This is a genomic window from Luteimonas sp. RIT-PG2_3, from assembly GCF_054902115.1.
The window spans coordinates 119,067-135,119 of record NZ_JBUBPF010000005.1 but is presented as its reverse complement, the minus strand read 5'-3'; the positions used below and the strand labels follow the sequence as shown (position 1 = coordinate 135,119).

At 66.7% G+C, this 16,053-nt stretch carries 14 protein-coding genes; 5 read left to right on the top strand and 9 right to left on the bottom strand.

Going from position 1 to position 16,053, the window contains the following annotated elements:
• Positions 1-25 precede the first annotated feature (25 nt).
• A complete protein-coding gene (gene cfa, locus ACYX7E_RS09700) occupies positions 26-1,147 on the top strand; it encodes a cyclopropane fatty acyl phospholipid synthase (RefSeq protein ID WP_462080376.1) in 1,122 nt (373 codons plus the stop codon).
• Positions 1,148-2,077: 930 nt separating this feature from the next.
• Here the strand turns inward: cfa and ACYX7E_RS09695 are convergent.
• Positions 2,078-4,267 carry a M3 family metallopeptidase gene (locus ACYX7E_RS09695; protein WP_462080375.1) on the bottom strand — a complete coding sequence of 730 codons (2,190 nt, stop codon included), beginning with the start codon at positions 4,265-4,267 and terminating at the stop codon, positions 2,078-2,080.
• A gap of 358 nt (positions 4,268-4,625) precedes the next feature.
• On the opposite strand from ACYX7E_RS09695, the gene ACYX7E_RS09690 reads away from it, so the two are divergent.
• Positions 4,626-5,108 (top strand): glutathione peroxidase, encoded by a 483-nt coding sequence (locus ACYX7E_RS09690; protein WP_462080374.1) that lies wholly within the window; start codon positions 4,626-4,628, stop codon positions 5,106-5,108.
• Between the two features lie 19 nt (positions 5,109-5,127).
• Positions 5,128-5,523, top strand: a complete 396-nt coding sequence (locus ACYX7E_RS09685; RefSeq protein ID WP_462080373.1) for a hypothetical protein — start codon at positions 5,128-5,130, stop codon at positions 5,521-5,523.
• A 108-nt stretch (positions 5,524-5,631) separates the two neighbouring features.
• Here ACYX7E_RS09685 and ACYX7E_RS09680 read toward each other — a convergent pair whose 3' ends face one another.
• The 6 genes from ACYX7E_RS09680 to ACYX7E_RS09655 form a co-directional block, all read right to left on the bottom strand.
• Positions 5,632-6,054 (bottom strand): universal stress protein, encoded by a 423-nt coding sequence (locus ACYX7E_RS09680; protein WP_462080372.1) that lies wholly within the window; start codon positions 6,052-6,054, stop codon positions 5,632-5,634.
• Between the two features lie 124 nt (positions 6,055-6,178).
• Entirely contained in the window at positions 6,179-6,973 is a 795-nt protein-coding gene (locus ACYX7E_RS09675) for a ferredoxin--NADP reductase (RefSeq protein ID WP_462080371.1), read from the bottom strand.
• A 177-nt stretch (positions 6,974-7,150) separates the two neighbouring features.
• Positions 7,151-9,028 (bottom strand): ABC transporter ATP-binding protein, encoded by a 1,878-nt coding sequence (locus ACYX7E_RS09670; protein WP_462080370.1) that lies wholly within the window; start codon positions 9,026-9,028, stop codon positions 7,151-7,153.
• A gap of 370 nt (positions 9,029-9,398) precedes the next feature.
• Positions 9,399-10,283, bottom strand: a complete 885-nt coding sequence (locus ACYX7E_RS09665) for a DUF4097 family beta strand repeat-containing protein (RefSeq protein ID WP_462080369.1) — start codon at positions 10,281-10,283, stop codon at positions 9,399-9,401.
• A gap of 29 nt (positions 10,284-10,312) precedes the next feature.
• Positions 10,313-10,933, bottom strand: coding sequence for a hypothetical protein (locus ACYX7E_RS09660; protein ID WP_462080368.1), 621 nt, complete (start codon positions 10,931-10,933; stop codon positions 10,313-10,315).
• Entirely contained in the window at positions 10,930-11,508 is a 579-nt protein-coding gene (locus tag ACYX7E_RS09655; protein ID WP_462080635.1) for an RNA polymerase sigma factor, read from the bottom strand. The genes ACYX7E_RS09660 and ACYX7E_RS09655 overlap by 4 nt, the downstream gene beginning before the upstream one ends.
• 111 nt (positions 11,509-11,619) lie before the next feature.
• Between ACYX7E_RS09655 and ACYX7E_RS09650 the strand changes: the two genes are divergently transcribed.
• On the top strand, positions 11,620-13,182 hold the full coding sequence (locus ACYX7E_RS09650; protein ID WP_462080367.1) for a fumarate hydratase: 1,563 nt from the start codon (positions 11,620-11,622) through the stop codon (positions 13,180-13,182).
• Between the two features lie 65 nt (positions 13,183-13,247).
• A complete protein-coding gene (locus tag ACYX7E_RS09645) occupies positions 13,248-13,883 on the top strand; it encodes a glutathione S-transferase family protein (RefSeq protein WP_462080366.1) in 636 nt (211 codons plus the stop codon).
• Positions 13,884-13,904: 21 nt separating this feature from the next.
• On the opposite strand, the gene ACYX7E_RS09640 is transcribed toward ACYX7E_RS09645, so the two are convergent.
• Both ACYX7E_RS09640 and ACYX7E_RS09635 read right to left on the bottom strand, forming a co-directional pair.
• Positions 13,905-14,807 carry a hypothetical protein gene (locus tag ACYX7E_RS09640; protein ID WP_462080365.1) on the bottom strand — a complete coding sequence of 301 codons (903 nt, stop codon included), beginning with the start codon at positions 14,805-14,807 and terminating at the stop codon, positions 13,905-13,907.
• A gap of 38 nt (positions 14,808-14,845) precedes the next feature.
• Positions 14,846-15,967, bottom strand: a complete 1,122-nt coding sequence (locus ACYX7E_RS09635; RefSeq protein WP_462080364.1) for a sterol desaturase family protein — start codon at positions 15,965-15,967, stop codon at positions 14,846-14,848.
• Between the last annotated feature and the right edge of the window lie 86 nt (positions 15,968-16,053).

Below are 16,053 nucleotides of genomic sequence, written 5' to 3'. Positions count from 1 at the left end.
CTGCATTGCAACGCGCATGTTGCCCATGCCTGCCACGACCCGATTCCGTTTGCGGCTCGAACGATTGCTGGCGGAAGCCGGCATCCAGATCGATGGCGATCGCCCGTGGGACCTGCAGGTCCGGGATCCGGGGCTCTACGCCCGGCTGCTGTCGGGCGGTGCGCTCGCGCTGGGCGAGAGTTACATGGACGGCGCCTGGGACACCGGCTCGCTGGACGGCCTGATTTTCCGCTTGCTGCAGGCGCGGCTGGATGAGCGCCGGATCGGATTTGCCGACATCCGTGATGCATTGCAGGCCTGGTTGACCAATCCGCAGCGCGGCGAACGCAGCTTCGAGGTCGGCCACCGGCACTACGATCTCGGCAACGATCTTTATGCGGCGATGCTCGGCAGGCGGCTGGTCTACAGCTGCGGTTACTGGCGCCATGCCGATCATCTCGACGATGCGCAGGAGGCCAAACTGGAGCTGGCCTGCCGCAAGCTGGCGCTGGCGCCCGGCATGACGCTGCTCGATATCGGCTGCGGCTGGGGCGAGTTGCTGAAATTCGCCGCCCAGCGACACGGGGTGTCTGGTGTCGGTGTGACGATCTCGCAGGAGCAGGCCGAGCATGCGCGCGCGCTGTGCCGGGGGCTCCCGGTCGAGATCCGGCTGCAGGACTACCGTGAGCTGGAAGGTCGCTTCGATCGCGTGGTGTCGATCGGCATGTTCGAGCACGTTGGCCACAAAAATTATCCGGTCTACTTCCAGACGGCACGGCGTTGCATGGCCGACGATGGGCTGTTCCTGTTGCACAGCATCGGCAGCAACGTCTCGCGCCACCGCACGGATCCGTGGATCGCGCGCTACATTTTCCCGAACTCGATGTTGCCGTCAGCGGCGCAGATCAGCCGCGACAGCGAGGGGCTGTTCGTCATCGAGGACTGGCACAACTTCGGTGCCGACTACGATCTGACGCTGCAAGCCTGGCGCGCCAACATCGAGCGTGCGTGGACTTCGCTGCCCGCGCGCTACGATGCGCGCTTCCGGCGCATGTGGCGCTACTACCTGGCTGCGTCGATGGCCAGCTTCCGCGCGCGCCGCATCCAGTTGTGGCAGATCGTGTTGTCGCCGCATGGCGTACCGGGCGGATACATCGCGCCGCGTTAGTGGAAGCAGAAGCGTCTCGGATTCGGAACCCGCATCGCCCCCTCCGGAAATTGCTTCTCGGCTCGATCAGTCCGTGCCGCTTTGCGGCCTGGTCCGGCCCGGGGAAGCGCGCCGGGCGTTCGCATGGGCTGATGTCTTCGATGGCGAAGGCCTGCCTCGAGAGCCTGCCGACACCGCACTCCTGACGCTCGCGGCAGTGGCGGGTCGGGCGGAGGCTGCGCCAAGCACGCCATGGATGGCGTGCGCCCGAGTCGGGGCAGGATGCCCTGACCGAGGGAGAGCAGCCGCAGCCCGACACGCCACTGCAAGTCCGGGCTCAGCGAATCTGCTTTTTGAGCTCTGTTTTTATCGGAGTCGAGGGCAAGGGTTTGGCTTGGGCGGCTTCGGAGGCCGCATCGCCCTGTCCGGGAGTGGCTGCTCGTCTCGGTCAGCCCGTGCCGCTGTGTGGCCCGGTCCGGCCCGGCGCAGCACGCCGGGCGTTCGCATGGGCTGCGCGGCATGCCGCGCAAGCAGCCCTGCTCACGCATGGCTGACTCGCCGCCGCGGGCCATCCATGGTCCGCTCTCCGCAATCCCCGGCCGAGGCGATGCACTGGTGTCGGATGCGCCGATGTCTTCTAAGGCAAGTGCTAGAGCCCCACCGACACCGAGGTCCTGACGCTCGCGGCAGTGGTGGGTCGGGCGGAGGTTGCGCCGAGCACGCCATGGATGGCGTGCGCCCGAGTCAGGGCAGGATGCCCTGACCGAGGGAAGAGCAACTGCAGCCCGACACGCCGCTGCGGATCCGAAGCCCGTGATCCGAGGGCGATTCGAAGCGAGCGATCCCAAAGCAACGCAGTGCCCCGACTGGGCGAACGCCCAAAGCAAAGGGCCGCCCGCGATTGCGGACGGCCCTTTGGGGTAAGGCAGTGGACGCGCTGTCTCTGGACGCTTACTTGGCGGCGGGCGCCAGACCGCGCTTGACCAACAACGGCTCGATCCTCGGCGCGTGGCCGGTGAAGTCGAGGAACAACTGCGAGGCATCCTTGCTGCCGCCGCGCGACAGCAGCGTGTCGCGGAAGCGATCGCCGTTCTCAGGCTTCAGGCCGCCGTTCTGCTCGATCCACTGCACGGTGTTGGCGTCCAGCACTTCCGACCAGATGTAAGCGTAGTAACCGGCCGAGTAGCCGCCCATGATGTGGCTGAAGTACGGCGTGCGGTAACGCGGCGGCACCGGCGCGTAGTCGATGCCCGCAGCCTTCAATGCGGCAGCCTCGGTGGCGACCACATCGCCTGCCGCGGGCAGCTTGTCGGCCGGCAACTGGTGCAGGTACTGGTCGAGCATCGCCGCGCCGAGATACTCGGTCGTGCGGAAGCCCTCGTTGAACGTCGCCGACGACAGCTTCTTGTCCAGCAATGCCTGCGGCAACGGTTCGCCGGTCTGGTGGTGCTTGGCGTAGTTGGCGAGGATCTCCGGCCAATCGGCCCACATCTCGTTGACCTGCGACGGGAACTCGACGAAATCGCGCGGCACGCTGGTGCCGCTGAAGTACGGATACTTCACGTTCGAGAACATGCCGTGCAGCGCATGGCCGAACTCATGGAACATCGTCGTGACCTCATCCCAGGTCAGCAGCGTCGGCTCCCCCGCGGGCGGCTTGGGGATGTTCTGGTGGTTGGCCACGACCGACTTCGTGCCCTCGAGCTCGGACTGCGACACATACGAGTTCATCCACGCACCACCACGCTTGGACGCGCGTGCGTAGGGATCGAAGATGAAGATCGCCAGCTGCGAACCGTCTTTGTCGAACACGTCGTAGACCCAGGTGTCCGGATGGTACTTGGGCAGGTCGGTGCGCGGCTTGAAGGTGATGCCGTAGAGCTTGGTCGCGGCGAAGAACACACCGTTCTCCAGCACGTTGGTCATCTCGAAGTACGGCTTGAGCTGGCTATCGTCGAAGTCGTACTTCGCCTTGCGCACCTTGTCGGTGTAGTAGGCCCAGTCCCAAGGCTCGAGCTGGAACGTCGGCTCGCCCTTGGCGGCCTGTTCGGCATCGATCATCGCCTGCAGGTCGGCGGCCTCCCGCTTGGCGTTGGCGACGGCGGCCGGCGCCAGCTTGCCGAGCATGTCGTTAACGGCCTGGATGCTGCCGGCGGTTTCGTCGGCGAGCACGTACTCGGCATGGTTCTGGTAGCCCAGCAGCTTGGCGCGCTCGTCGCGCAGCTTCAGCATCTGCGACACGATGCCGGTGGTGTCGTACTGGTTGCCCCGGCTGCCGCGCGCGACGGATGCCTTGTGCAGGCGCTCGCGGGTGCTGCGGTTGTTGAGCTGCGGCAGCGGCGGCTGGCCGGTGGTGTTGAGCAGGGTAATCGCGTACTTGCCTTCCTGCCCGCGCGACTTGGCGGCTTCGGCGGCACTGGCGATCTGACCTTCGCTGAGGCCGTCGAGCTCGGCGACGGTGTCGACGACCAGCGCCGAATCGTTGACCTCGGCCAGCACGAAATCGGTGAACCGGGTATTGAGCGCGGCCGATTCCTCGTTGATCTGCTTCAGGCGGACCTTCTGCTGCTCGCTCAACTGCGCGCCGGCGCGGACGAAACTGGTGTGGTAGCGCTCGACCAGGCGCAGGCTTTCCGGATCGAGGTTCAGCTGCGCGCGTTGCTGGAAGATCGCATCGACGCGCGCGAACAGCTTCGGGTTGAGCATGATCGCGTCGCGATGGGCGGCGAAACGCGGCGCGTAGTGGTTGTTGATCTTCTTGCGGGCGTCGTTGGTATCGGTGCCATTGAGGTTCGCGAACACCCGGCGCGCGTTGCCGAGCGTCTTGCCGGACTTCTCCAGCGCGATGATGGTGTTGTCGAACGTCGGGGCGTCGGCCAGGTTGGCGATGGCGTCGACTTCCTTGAGCTCCTCAGCCATGCCGGCGTCGAAGGCCGGGCCGAAGTGGTCGTCCTTGATCCGGTCGAACTGCGGATAGCCGAGCGTCAGCGTGCTCTGGGCGAAGAAGGGGTTGTCGGACTGCGCGGCATCGGCCGGCGCGGTGGTCGATGCGTCCGTACCGGCGGGGGCGTCGGACGGCTTGCAGGCGGTCATGGCGAGTCCCAGGGAGGCGGCGATCGCAAGGGTGAGGCGGGTGGTCATGATGGAATGGAATCCTTCCGTCGATGGGGGCGGCAGGCTAGCCGGTTCCGGCGGCGTCGCGCCTGTCGCAAGGGCGGAACATTAGGTAATTATGCCTGAGCCCGGCTTTGGCCCCGACCCTGGGGGTGTGGCGGGCCCGGGCGGGCCGCAAGGCGTGGGCGCCCGGGCGCGCTGCTTGTCGCTGTGCTGGGGCGGTGGTGGAGAAGCCTTGGCGTGGCCCCGTCGGCACGGAAAATCCGTTGTTCTCCTGAGAACAGGTTCTAAGTCGATGACCGCTGGCATGCCGGTCATGGCGGCGGTCGCAGCCGGGGGGATGCGCTGGTTCATGCGAGAATCCACCCGAATCAAGGACATGATGATGACGACCGCCTGGGACTTTTCCGCCACCGATATCGATGGCCAGCAACAAGCGCTGTCGGCCTATGCCGGCAAGGTGCTGCTGATCGTCAATGTGGCGTCGCGCTGCGGATTCACGCCGCAATACGCGGGGTTGGAGCGGCTGTGGCGCGACTATCGTGATCGCGGCCTGGTGGTCATGGGGTTTCCCTGCGACCAGTTCGGCCAGCAGGAGCCCGGCGATGAAGCCGAGATCCGCAACTTCTGCTCGCTGAGCTACGACGTCGACTTCCCGATGTTCTCCAAGATCGACGTCAATGGCCGCAACGCGCATCCGTTGTGGGCCTGGCTCAAGCAGGAGAAGGGTGGCCTGCTCGGGATCGCGGCGATCAAGTGGAACTTCAGCAAGTTCCTGGTCGGTCGCGACGGCCGGGTGGTCAAGCGTTATGCGCCCACCGATACGCCCGAGAGCCTGCGTTCCGACATCGAAGCCGCGCTGGCCTGAGCCAGCGCGTCCTCCGCCAATGTCGATGCCTGCGCCGGTGCTCGAGCTGGTCATGACCCCGCAGTCGGAATGGCTGCTGGCGACGTTGGGCGGGGTCGCGGGCGGGTTTGCCGAGAACCTGGACCGCTGGCAGCGGATTGCACGCGAGATGCAGGACAGCGGCGTGCTGCGGCTGCTGATGCTGGACGATTCGCTGGGCGAACCGATGTCCCGCCAAGAGATCGCGCGGCTGGTCGGCGAGATCTCGCCGCTGCTGCCTGCCGGCGTCCAGATCGCCTACGTGCTGCGCGATATCCGCCATATCGAGAATACCGAACTGGCGGCCCTGCAGGCGCGGCAGCTCGGGCACGACATCATGGTGTTCGGCGACCGCCAGGCTGCCGAACGCTGGTTGCGCTACGGCGAGCACGCATGATCGCCGCCGGATAGGCGCAATACGGTTGGAAGGGCGGCTGGACGAAACGCCGCGACGCCAGCGCAGGCGTGTCTGGCGCAGCCACTCGGGAAGAGGCGGTGCCCGCGATCAGCGGACGATCGTCACCGGCACATCGCTCTCGGCCAGGACCTTGGACGATACCGATCCCAGGAAGGCGCCCTTGATCGCGCCATTGCCGCGCGAACCCATGACCACCAGGTCGACCTTCTCCTTGGCCGCGACCTCGAGGACGCTGTCGGCGACATCGCCAACGACTTCCAGCAGCTTGACGTCGAGCGTGCCGCGCGCGAGTGCCTTGCGGGCCGGTGCCAGCATGCGGGCATGGTTTTCGGCGTGGTGCTGGGCGGCCGCTTCCGATCCCATCTTGCGCTCGGCGCCGGGGAACAGGGAATCGTCGACCGCGATGACCAGCAGCTTCGGCGGTTCGCTGAAACGCTTGGCCAGTGTCAAGGCGTGCTTCAGCGCGCCGGTGCTGATGTCGCTGCCATCCACGGGTACAAGAATCTTCATCGCATGCCTCCTGGAGTTCAGGCCATTGTAGGACGACCGGCGGCGATGTGCGGTCGACAGCGGCCGCCCGCCAGGAGGCGGACGTTACGTGGATCCATCATGGCGGCAACGGCCGCCGGCGGGCTCACTTCTCGACGAACGCGCGCTCGAAGACATACTGGCCGGCGGTTCCGATCCTGGGCGCTGCCTCGAAGCCGCGGGCATCGAGGATGTTGCGGAAATCGGCCAGCATCTGCGGGCTGCCGCAGATCATCGCGCGATCATGCGCGGCGTCCAGCGGCGGCAGGCCGAGGTCGGCCGCCATGCGCCCGCTGTCGAGCATGTCGGTCAGGCGGCCGCGATGGTCGCGACCGTCGAACTCGAAGCTCTCGCGCGAAACCGCCGGGTAGTAATGCAGCTTGGCCGCGATCTGCTCACCGAGGAATTCGTTCTGCGGCAGTTCGCGGACGATGTAGTCGCGGTAGGCCAGGTCCTTGGCCTCGCGCACGCCGTGGGTGACGATGACGTTGTCGAAGCGCTCGTAGGTTTCGGGATCCTTGATCACCGACAGCCACGGCGCGAAACCGGTGCCGGTCCCCAGCAGGTACAGGTTGCGGCCCGGATGCAGGTCGCTGATCAGCAGCGTGCCCGTGGGCTTGCGACCGATCAGGATCTCGTCGCCCGGCTTGATGTGCTGCAGGCGCGAGGTCAGCGGGCCGTTGTCGACCTTGATGCTGAAGAACTCCAACTGCTCTTCCCAGTTCGCACTGGCGATCGAATAGGCACGCAGGATCGGCTTGGTGTCCGTCGCCAGGCCGATCATGACGAACTGGCCGTTGTCGAAACGGAAGCCGTCGTCGCGGGTGGTGGTGAAGCTGAAGTAATCGTCCGTCCAGTGACGGACGTCCAGCACCGTTTCAGTGCCAAATGCGGAAGACATGGGGGAGGGGTCGGCAGTCAGGAACTGCGGGTATTGTAACCCGATTGATGAGATTGAATCTCATCTTCCGACCCTCCCGGGCGCCGTTGCCGGCGAACGTGCCCGGCAATTTTTCGCGTTGCTGCATCGCCCGGCGTCGCCATTGGCGGCCACGCACTCGCTGACGGCGGCCGGGCCTCAGCGGTAGCCCGCGGCCTGCAGTTCGAACAACTCGGCATAGCGTCCGCCTTCCGCCAGCAGGGCATCGTGGGTACCGCTGGCCTCCAGGCGTCCGCCATTGAGCACCAGGATCCGGTCGGCCATGCGCACGCTGGAGAAACGGTGCGAGATCAGCACCGCGGTGCGGTTGTCCGACAGCTCCTTGAAGCGCTGGAACACCTCGAATTCGGCGCGTGCATCCAGCGCTGCCGTGGGCTCGTCGAGGATCATCAACTGGGCGTTGCGCATGTAGGCGCGTGCGATGGCGATCTTCTGCCATTGCCCGCCCGAGAGGTCGACGCCGGTCTTGAAGCGGCGGCCGATCAACTGGTCGTAGCCGTGCGGCAGCGATTCGACCAAGGCATCGGCCATGGCCCGCTGCGCGGCATCGCGGATGCGCTGCTGGTCGTACATGCGGTCGATCTGGCCGACGCCGATGTTCTCGCCTGCGGTGAGGTGGTAGCGCACGAAATCCTGGAAGATCACGCCGATGTTGGCGCGCAGCTCATCGAGGTCGTAGTCGCGCAGGTCGTGGCCGTCGAGCAGGATGCGACCCTCGTCGGGGTCGTAGAGCCGTGCCAGCAGTTTGACCAGGGTGGTCTTGCCAGCGCCGTTCTCGCCGACCAGGGCCAGCACCTCGCCCGCGCGCAGTTCGAAATCGAGATGGCGCACGGCCCAGCGATCCGCGCCGGGGTACTGGAAGCCGACGTTCTCGAACACGAAGCCCTGGCGAATCGGTTGCGGGAACGCCACCGGGTGCACGGGCGACTTGATCTCGGGCTCGATCTCGAAGAACGAGAACAGGTCCTCGAGGTACAGCGCCTGGCTGGCGACCTGAGAGAAGCCGATCAGCAGGCTTTCCAGCAACTGTCGCAGGCGGCGGAAGCTGCCGGCCAGGAAGGTCAGGTCGCCGATGCTGAAATCGCCGCGCACGGTGCGCCAGGCGATGTAGCCGTAGGCGACGTAGTAGCCCAGCGTGCCCAGGGCCGCCAGCAGCGTGCCCCAGATCGCCCGGCGGCGGGCGAGGGCGCGGTTGGCCTTGAAGAACTTGTCGGCCAGGGTGCGGTAGCGCTCGATCAGGAACCTGTGCAGGTTGAAGATCTTCACTTCCTTGGCGGTCTCGACGCTGGCACCGGTCTGGCGCACGTATTCGAGCTGTCGCCGTTCCGGCGTCCACTGGAAGTTCAACGAGTAACCCAGTGCGTTGAAATGCGACTCGCCGACGAAGGCAGGCACCAGCGCGACCGCCAGCAGCAGGATCAGCCAGGGCGCGTAGATCAGCAGGCCGACCGCGAAGCTGACGACGGTGATCGCATCCTGCACCTGCCCGAACAGTTGCCCCATCAGGCTCATCCGGCCCATGGTCTGCCGACGTGCGCGGTCGAGCTTGTCCTGCAGGTCGGGGTCTTCGAAATCCTCGAGGTCCAGCGTTGCCGCGTGCTCCATCAAGCGCACGCTGGTGGCATTGGTGAACAGTTCCGACAGCAGCGAGTCGGCATAGCTGACGATCCGCCCCAGCAGGTCGGACGCGATCGCCAGCGCGAACTCCAGGGCCAGCAGCGAGGCGAGGTGGTCGAGCCGTCCGCTGTGCCAGGCGTCGGTCAGTCCTTCGAAGGCCAGTCCAAGACCGACCAGGCGGATGGCCTCGTCGATGATCAGCTTACCGATGTACAGCATCAGGATCGGCAGGAATGCGCGGATCAGGCGGATGCCGATCGTGGTCAGGGTCAGCGCGGGGCTGGTCTGCCAGATCTGGCGCAGGAACGGCGGCAGGTTGCGCATCGCATTGAAGCGCTCGCGCAGGTTGGGACGCTCCGCGGGTGCGGAGTCGGCACGATGGTTCGGGGAGGCGGACATGCCGCAATTGTGCATGAAGCGCGTGCAGGGCATCGTGCATCGACATGCGCGCTGCGGTCTGCAGGCGATCCGGACGGCGGGCCAGCGCCTGGCGGATCGGACCTCACCTGGCGTCCCGTCCGGTTGGGGCAGAGGGTGTTGGGCGCGGCTTGTTTTGCCTGATCGGCCCGATCGGCTTGATCAGCTTGATCGGCTTGCAAGGGATGGATGGCCTGCAAGGCCGTCACCGTTGGATCGCGCGACCGCCAGCGATGCGTACTGCCGGAAAGGTGGACGACGGGCGTGTCGATCATCGATCGCCGCCCGTCGTCGTCGTCATTGCTGGCCCGCGGTGGTCGATGGACCCGCGCAGGCCGGCGCTGGGCGCGGATCAGTCGAGCTTCAACTCGGCGCTGCCGGAGAAGGTTTCGATCTTGATCTCGCCATCGCCGCGTCCGTAGCTGTGCTCGAAGTTCGAACCCGGACCGTACTTGGGCTTGACGATCGTGGCGTCCGGCGCGCGCAGGCGGCCGCTGAAGCTTTCGGCGACAACGCGTGCCGACAGGTCGCGCGGGGCGATCACGGTGATGTTGCCGCTGACCGACTCGGCGCTGATCTTGCCGTTGCTGGCCAGACCGCTGCGGATCTCGGCATTGCCCGACACCGTGCTGGTGCCGATTCTGCGCGCCTGCTCGCCACGGGTGTCGATCACGATGTCGCCGGACACGGTCTCCACCTCGATGTCGCCGGCGATGCGGCCACGCAGCGAGATGTTGCCGCTGACGCTCTCGATGTCGACGTTGTTGCTGTTGAGGTTCAGACGCAGGTCGCCGCTGACGCTGTCGATCTCGACGTCGCGCGGCGCGCCGATAGCGGTGACGGTGCCGCTGACGCTGTCGATCTCGAGCTTCTGGCCGGCGACGCCGGCCACGTCGATGGTGACCGCGACGCCGCTGATGTCCAGGCTCGCCTGCAGCGGGACGTTGAGCACCAGGTTGGTCGGCTCGGTGTTGCTGCTGTTGCGCGGATACCGGACCTTGACCTCGAGGTTCTGGCGATCGCCCTCGATCTGCAGGCGCTCGACACCGTCGCCGAGGCTGCCGGTGATCTGGACTTCGGCGCGGTCCCAGGTGCGCACCTCGATGCGACCCTTGACGTTGGACACGTCGACAGTGCCGCGCGCATCCAGCGGACGGGTTTCGTTGATCGGGGTCGCCGCCAGCAGCGGCAGCGAGAATGCGAACGACAGGGGCAGGGCTAGCAGCAGGGTCTTCATGGCGTGGTTCCTTGGGTCGGGCGCGATGGTCACGCGCGCAGGCGTTGATGGGTCAGCAGTTGTTGTGTGAGGGTGAGGCGCTGGGCGTAGACACGCTGCAGCCGGGTCAGCAGGAAGCGCGCATCGGGGTCGTGCGTCAGTGCGTCGCGGATCTGCGCCGCGCTGGCATCGAGCAGCACGAAGGTGCCCTGGGTGTCTGCCGCCGTGGGCAGGCCGCCATGCAGCGCGGTCATTTCGCGCAACGCCGCCTCGTACTCGCGTGACATCGCATTGGCCTGCACGGCCAGCATCGAGCTGGGCGATACGCTGGACGCCGAGGGCATCGTTGGTACCGGTACGGTGTCGTGCACCAGCACTTCGCCGGCACCGTCGGGGCGCAGCTGCCACCCCATGCCGAGCGCAAGCGCGAGGGTCGCGGCCGTTGCCATCGACGCGATCCAGCGCACGCGACGCCTGCCCGTCGACCGCAGCGGGGTCACGGGTGGGGTCGCTGAAGGCACCGGCTGCGCGGCAAGGCGCGCGGCGATGCCCGGCCAGAGGTCGTGCGTGGGCGTGGCCTCGGTCCGCAGTGCGCGCAGTTGCCAGCGCAGCGCGTCGGGCAGGGGGCCGTCCTGGTCGGGGTGGAGGCTTTGTGGGGTGTCGTGGGTCATGCGTGCTCTCCCAAACGCGTGCGCAACAGTTTGCGGGCCCGGTGCAACTGGGCTTTGGAGCTGCCGACGGCCATGTCCAGCGCGTCGGCGATCTCTTCGTGTTTCCAGCCTTCGACGTCATGCAGCACCAGCACGGCGCGCGCGCGGGGCGGCAACTTGGCGACGGCCTGCTCCAGGTCGATCGACAGCGCGGTGACGTGGCCGGCAGTGTCGTGGCTGCCGAGGGTGTCGAAGGTCTCTTCCTCGGCATCCATGCCCGGCTGGCCGCGACGGCTGCGCAGTTCCATCAGCGCGGTATTGGCCGCCAGCCGGTGCAGCCAGGTCCCGAACGCGCTCTCGAAGCGGAACGCGGGCAGGGCCTGCCAGGCACGCACGAAGGCCTCCTGGGTCAGGTCCTCGGCACGGCTTCCGGTCTGTCCGACCAGGCGCACGATGACCCCGTGGACCCGGCCCAGATGGCGCCGGTACAGGGTTTCGAAGGCCTGCATGTCGCCACCGGCGGACGCACGCACCAGGGCGTGGTCGTCCTCCGCGGGGCAGGCCTGCAGGGCGTTGTCGGGGATCGCGTCGGTCATCGTGGCCATCAGCATATCCATGGGATGCCGGGTGGTCACCGAAGGTTTAAAGCACCGGACGCGCCGGGGCCGTTAAAATGGCCCGGCAATCCGCCAGCTATCGAGCCAGCCGTGACTCCAGCCACCCCCCAGGCCGCATTTCCGTCCGTCCGCCAGTCCGTCGCCATCGCCCAGGAAGACCTGATCCAGTCGGTCGCCGACGCCCTGCAGTACATCAGCTACTACCACCCGGTCGACTACATCCGGAACCTCGCCGCGGCCTATGAGCGCGAGGCCTCGCCGGCCGCGAAGGATGCCATCGCCCAGATCCTGATCAATTCGCGGATGTGCGCCGAGGGCCATCGCCCGATCTGCCAGGACACCGGCATCGTCACCGTCTTCCTCGAAGTGGGCATGGACGTGCGCTGGGACGACGCGACGATGGGCGTCGAGGACATGGTCCATGAAGGCGTGCGCCGCGCCTACAACCATCCCGACAACAAGCTGCGCGCCAGCGTGCTGGCCGATCCGGCCGGCAAGCGCACCAATACCCGGGACAACACGCCCGGTGTGGTCAACGTCAAGATCGTGCCCGGCAACCAGGTCGACGTCATCGTCGCGGCCAAGGGCGGCGGCTCGGAGGCCAAGTCGAAGTTCGCGATGTTGAATCCGTCCGATTCGATCGTCGACTGGGTGCTCAAGACCGTGCCGACGATGGGCGCCGGCTGGTGTCCGCCGGGCATGCTCGGCATCGGCATCGGCGGCACCGCCGAGAAGGCGATGCTGCTGGCCAAGGAATCGCTGATGGAGCCGATCGACATCGTCGAGCTGCAGGCGCGCGGTGCGTCCAACCGTGCCGAAGAACTGCGGCTGGAACTCTACGACAAGGTCAACGCCCTGGGCATCGGCGCGCAGGGCCTGGGCGGCCTGACCACCGTGCTGGACATCAAGGTCAAGGATTTTCCGACCCATGCCGCCAACCTGCCGGTCGCGATGATCCCCAACTGCGCGGCCACCCGGCATGCGCATTTCACCCTCGACGGCAGCGGTGCGGTGATGCTCGAGCCGCCGTCGCTGGAAGACTGGCCCAAGCTGACCTACAACCCGGACGGCGCGCGTCGCGTGCAGCTCGACACGATCACGCCCGCCGAGGTTGCCAGCTTCAAGCCCGGCGAGGTGCTGCTGCTCAACGGCAAGCTGCTGACCGGTCGCGACGCCGCGCACAAGCGCATCGTCGAGATGCTCGATCGCGGCGAGACGCTGCCGGTCGACCTCAAGGGCCGCTTCATCTACTACGTCGGCCCGGTCGACCCGGTGCGTGACGAGGTGGTGGGTCCCGCGGGTCCGACCACGGCGACGCGCATGGACAAGTTCACCGAGCAGGTGCTCGACCAGACCGGCCTGCTGGGCATGGTCGGCAAGGCCGAGCGCGGTCCGGCGGCGATCGAAGCGATTCGCAAGCACAAGTCGGTCTACCTGATGGCGGTGGGCGGATCGGCCTACCTGGTGTCGAAGGCGATCAAGGCCGCGAAGGTGCTCGCGTTCGCCGACCTGGGCATGGAGGCGATCTACGAGTTCGAGGTCAAGGACATGCCGGTGACCGTCGCCGTCGATTCCGAAGGCACGTCCGTGCACGAGACCGGCCCGCGCGAATGGAAGGCCAGGATCGCCGGTATCCCGGTGGTGGTGGCGTAAGCTTGTCGGCCCTGGCGCCGCGCGAATCCTGCGCGGCACATCCTCCGACCTGAAGGATCGCGTGCATGTCCGTCTCGCTCTATGGCTCCCCCAGTACCGCCAGCCTGGTCGTGCACTGGTTGCTGATCGAACTCGACGTGCCGCATACGCTGCACATGCTGGATTTCGACAGGCGCGAGCAGAAGTCCGGCGACTATCTGGCGCTCAATCCGGCCGGCCGGGTGCCGACGCTGGTCGTGGATGGCGAGGCCATCACTGAAGCGGCCGCGATCGTACTGCAGCTCGCAGACCTGTCTCCCCAGGCGGGCCTTGCCCCGCCGGTCGGCAGTCCCGCGCGGGCGCAGTATTACCGCTGGATGTTCTTCTGCGCCAATACCCTGCAGCCGGCCTATCGCGACTGGTTCTATCCCGGCGAGCCGGCCGGCGATGCGCATGTGGACGCCGCGCAGGCGCAGGCGCGCGCGAAGATCGAGCAGGCCTGGCAGCAGGTGGCCGATCACCTGCGAGCCAACGGCCCCTACCTGCTGGGCGCGCAGCGTTCGGCCGCCGATTTCCTGCTGACGATGCTGATGCGCTGGTCGCGCAACATGCCCCGGCCGGCGGACAGCTGGCCGGAATTGGCAACACTGGCAGGCCTGATGAAGGCGCTGCCGTCGTTCCACGAGACCTATCGTTGCGAAGGCATCAGCGACTGGGCCTGAGCAAGGCCGGTGTTGCCGTCGTCACTTGTCGTCCGTGGCGCGACAGCCGTCGTCGTCGCCCAGCCATTCGATGTGCGGGTACGGATCCTGGTGCAGGCGCAAATGCTGGCGTCGCCAGGGTGCGACGTCGTTGAATGCCAATCGTCCAGGCGTTCGGGGGACGGCCACCGCATCGTTGCCGTCCAGTTGCATCGGCGGTATGCCGGCGCATCCCGGCAGTGCGAGGCTCGCCACGCTGCGGCCATCGTCCAGCGATACCGCACGGACATGCGCACGGCGATCACGCGCCGCCATGTCCGGGGACACTTTGTCGATGTCGACGATCAGCCAGGCGATGCCATGCTCGATATCCAGCAGCCGCCCCTGGCCAAGGCGAACGATCCTCAGCGGCGAATGCGCTATCAGGATCGTGTCGTACCAGGCGGTCTCGACCCGCGTCCATCCCGGCATCCGCGCATCGAGCAGACGGGGCGAGTAGAAGCGGTTGCGATCGGGGCTGGTCGGGGTGTCTGTGCGGGCCTCGTTCGCGGTATCGATCGTTGCGGCATCGATCCGCGTCGCGACCAGTGCGCCGTCGCGGGCGCAAAGATGGGCCAGGACCGGCCCCGGCGCACTGGCGGACGAAAAGAATACCAATGCGCCCTGGCCGGGCAGCGCCTGGGCAGCGACCGGGCACCACATGCGGGCGCGCGAAGGCTCGTCACCATCGGGATGGAGCAGGGCATCGATGTCGGTGCCACAAAGCTTGCGGCCGCGAAAGCGGACCTCGACCTGCGTGCTGGCCGACATTGCGAAATAATGGCTGCCGCGTCGCTCGCGCCTGCTGACCTGCAAGCCCGTGTCGGAACACAGCGATGGAGAAGACTGAGACGGTTGCCCTGCTGACAGCGGCGGGCATGCCATGGCGAGCACGCTCAGCAGCAAGGCCTGCGGCATCCGGCGCAGGGACGAATGCCCTTGCATCAATCGACGTAGTCGTCGAAGGTCTTCTTGCCGCGGAATGGCATCAGGTGTTGTTCGACGATGCCCTTGGGCACGGTCTCGAGCTTCATGACGCCGTACTCCTGCGGCCATTCGGCCTGGTCGCGCGGCAGCTTGAACGTGCCCATCAGCATGTCCACCAGCGGCAGGTGGATGGCGTAGTTGACGTCGATGTATTCCTGCTGGCGCGCGTGATGCCAGTGGTGGTAGCGCGGCAGCACCAGCAGGTACTCGAGCCAGCCGAAACGCAGGCCGATGTTGGAGTGCGCCACGACCGCCTGCAGGCCGACCAGGATCACGTAGGCGTTGACTGCCGGCGTCGAGAACCCCAGCACCAGCAGCGGCAGCAGCACCGCGCTGCGGGTCAGCACGATCTCGACGAAATGGATGCGCGAGCCGGCGAGCCAGTCCATCTCGCGGCTGGAGTGGTGCACGGCGTGGAAACGCCAGAGCCAGGGGATGTTGTGGTACGCGCGATGCAGCAGCGCCTGCGCCATGTCGGCCACGAACACCGCGATCAGGAACTGGCCCCAGACCGGTAGCGACTGGATCGCGTCCTTCAATGACGGGAAGGCCGCAAGCCCGGCGATCGTCGAGGTCGATGCAGTGACCAGGATCAGGATGAACTGCACCAGCACGTGGCTCATGAAGAAGTACGCGATGTCGGTGCGCCAGCCCTTGCGCAGCGGAGACAGCGTGCGCTTGCCGAGGTAGCGTTCCAGCGGTACGAATACCAGCGCCGAGAAGAACAGCGAGATCACGAACCAGTCCAGCCCCAGCGAGAACGGCGTCTCGCCGATGGCGTCGAACTGTACGTTGGTGCCGCCCAGCAGCACCGCCAGCGTCGCACTGCCGACGCCGATCGTCGCGATGCGCTTGTTGCGGTCGCGCAGGATCGCCAGCGTGCCGAGGATGAAGGCCGCGACCAGGCCCAGCAACAACAGGTTGCGTGCGAAGCCCTCGTCGTAGACGGCGCGGAACTCCTTGCTGGTCAGCAGTTCGGGATAGTGGAAGCACAGCACGCCGAAGACGCTGAGCAGGCCCAGCATCGCCGAGGCATAGGCGAAGAACGAGCGGCGCGGGCGGGGGGCGGTGACGTCCATGTTGCGGTCCGGTTGGCGTTGGCTGCCGGGAAGCATAGCCAATCGCGCCCCGCCTGGACTACCTGTGGCGACCGGCGCGCGACCTC

Coding starts and splice junctions, on each gene's coding strand:
- cfa (WP_462080376.1), top strand. CDS start 26: ATGCCTGCCACGACCCGATTCCGTTTGCGGCTCGAACGATTGCTGGCG.
- ACYX7E_RS09695 (WP_462080375.1), bottom strand. CDS start 4,267: ATGACCACCCGCCTCACCCTTGCGATCGCCGCCTCCCTGGGACTCGCC.
- ACYX7E_RS09690 (WP_462080374.1), top strand. CDS start 4,626: ATGACGACCGCCTGGGACTTTTCCGCCACCGATATCGATGGCCAGCAA.
- ACYX7E_RS09685 (WP_462080373.1), top strand. CDS start 5,128: ATGTCGATGCCTGCGCCGGTGCTCGAGCTGGTCATGACCCCGCAGTCG.
- ACYX7E_RS09680 (WP_462080372.1), bottom strand. CDS start 6,054: ATGAAGATTCTTGTACCCGTGGATGGCAGCGACATCAGCACCGGCGCG.
- ACYX7E_RS09675 (WP_462080371.1), bottom strand. CDS start 6,973: ATGTCTTCCGCATTTGGCACTGAAACGGTGCTGGACGTCCGTCACTGG.
- ACYX7E_RS09670 (WP_462080370.1), bottom strand. CDS start 9,028: ATGTCCGCCTCCCCGAACCATCGTGCCGACTCCGCACCCGCGGAGCGT.
- ACYX7E_RS09665 (WP_462080369.1), bottom strand. CDS start 10,283: ATGAAGACCCTGCTGCTAGCCCTGCCCCTGTCGTTCGCATTCTCGCTG.
- ACYX7E_RS09660 (WP_462080368.1), bottom strand. CDS start 10,933: ATGACCCACGACACCCCACAAAGCCTCCACCCCGACCAGGACGGCCCC.
- ACYX7E_RS09655 (WP_462080635.1), bottom strand. CDS start 11,508: ATGACCGACGCGATCCCCGACAACGCCCTGCAGGCCTGCCCCGCGGAG.
- ACYX7E_RS09645 (WP_462080366.1), top strand. CDS start 13,248: ATGTCCGTCTCGCTCTATGGCTCCCCCAGTACCGCCAGCCTGGTCGTG.
- ACYX7E_RS09635 (WP_462080364.1), bottom strand. CDS start 15,967: ATGGACGTCACCGCCCCCCGCCCGCGCCGCTCGTTCTTCGCCTATGCC.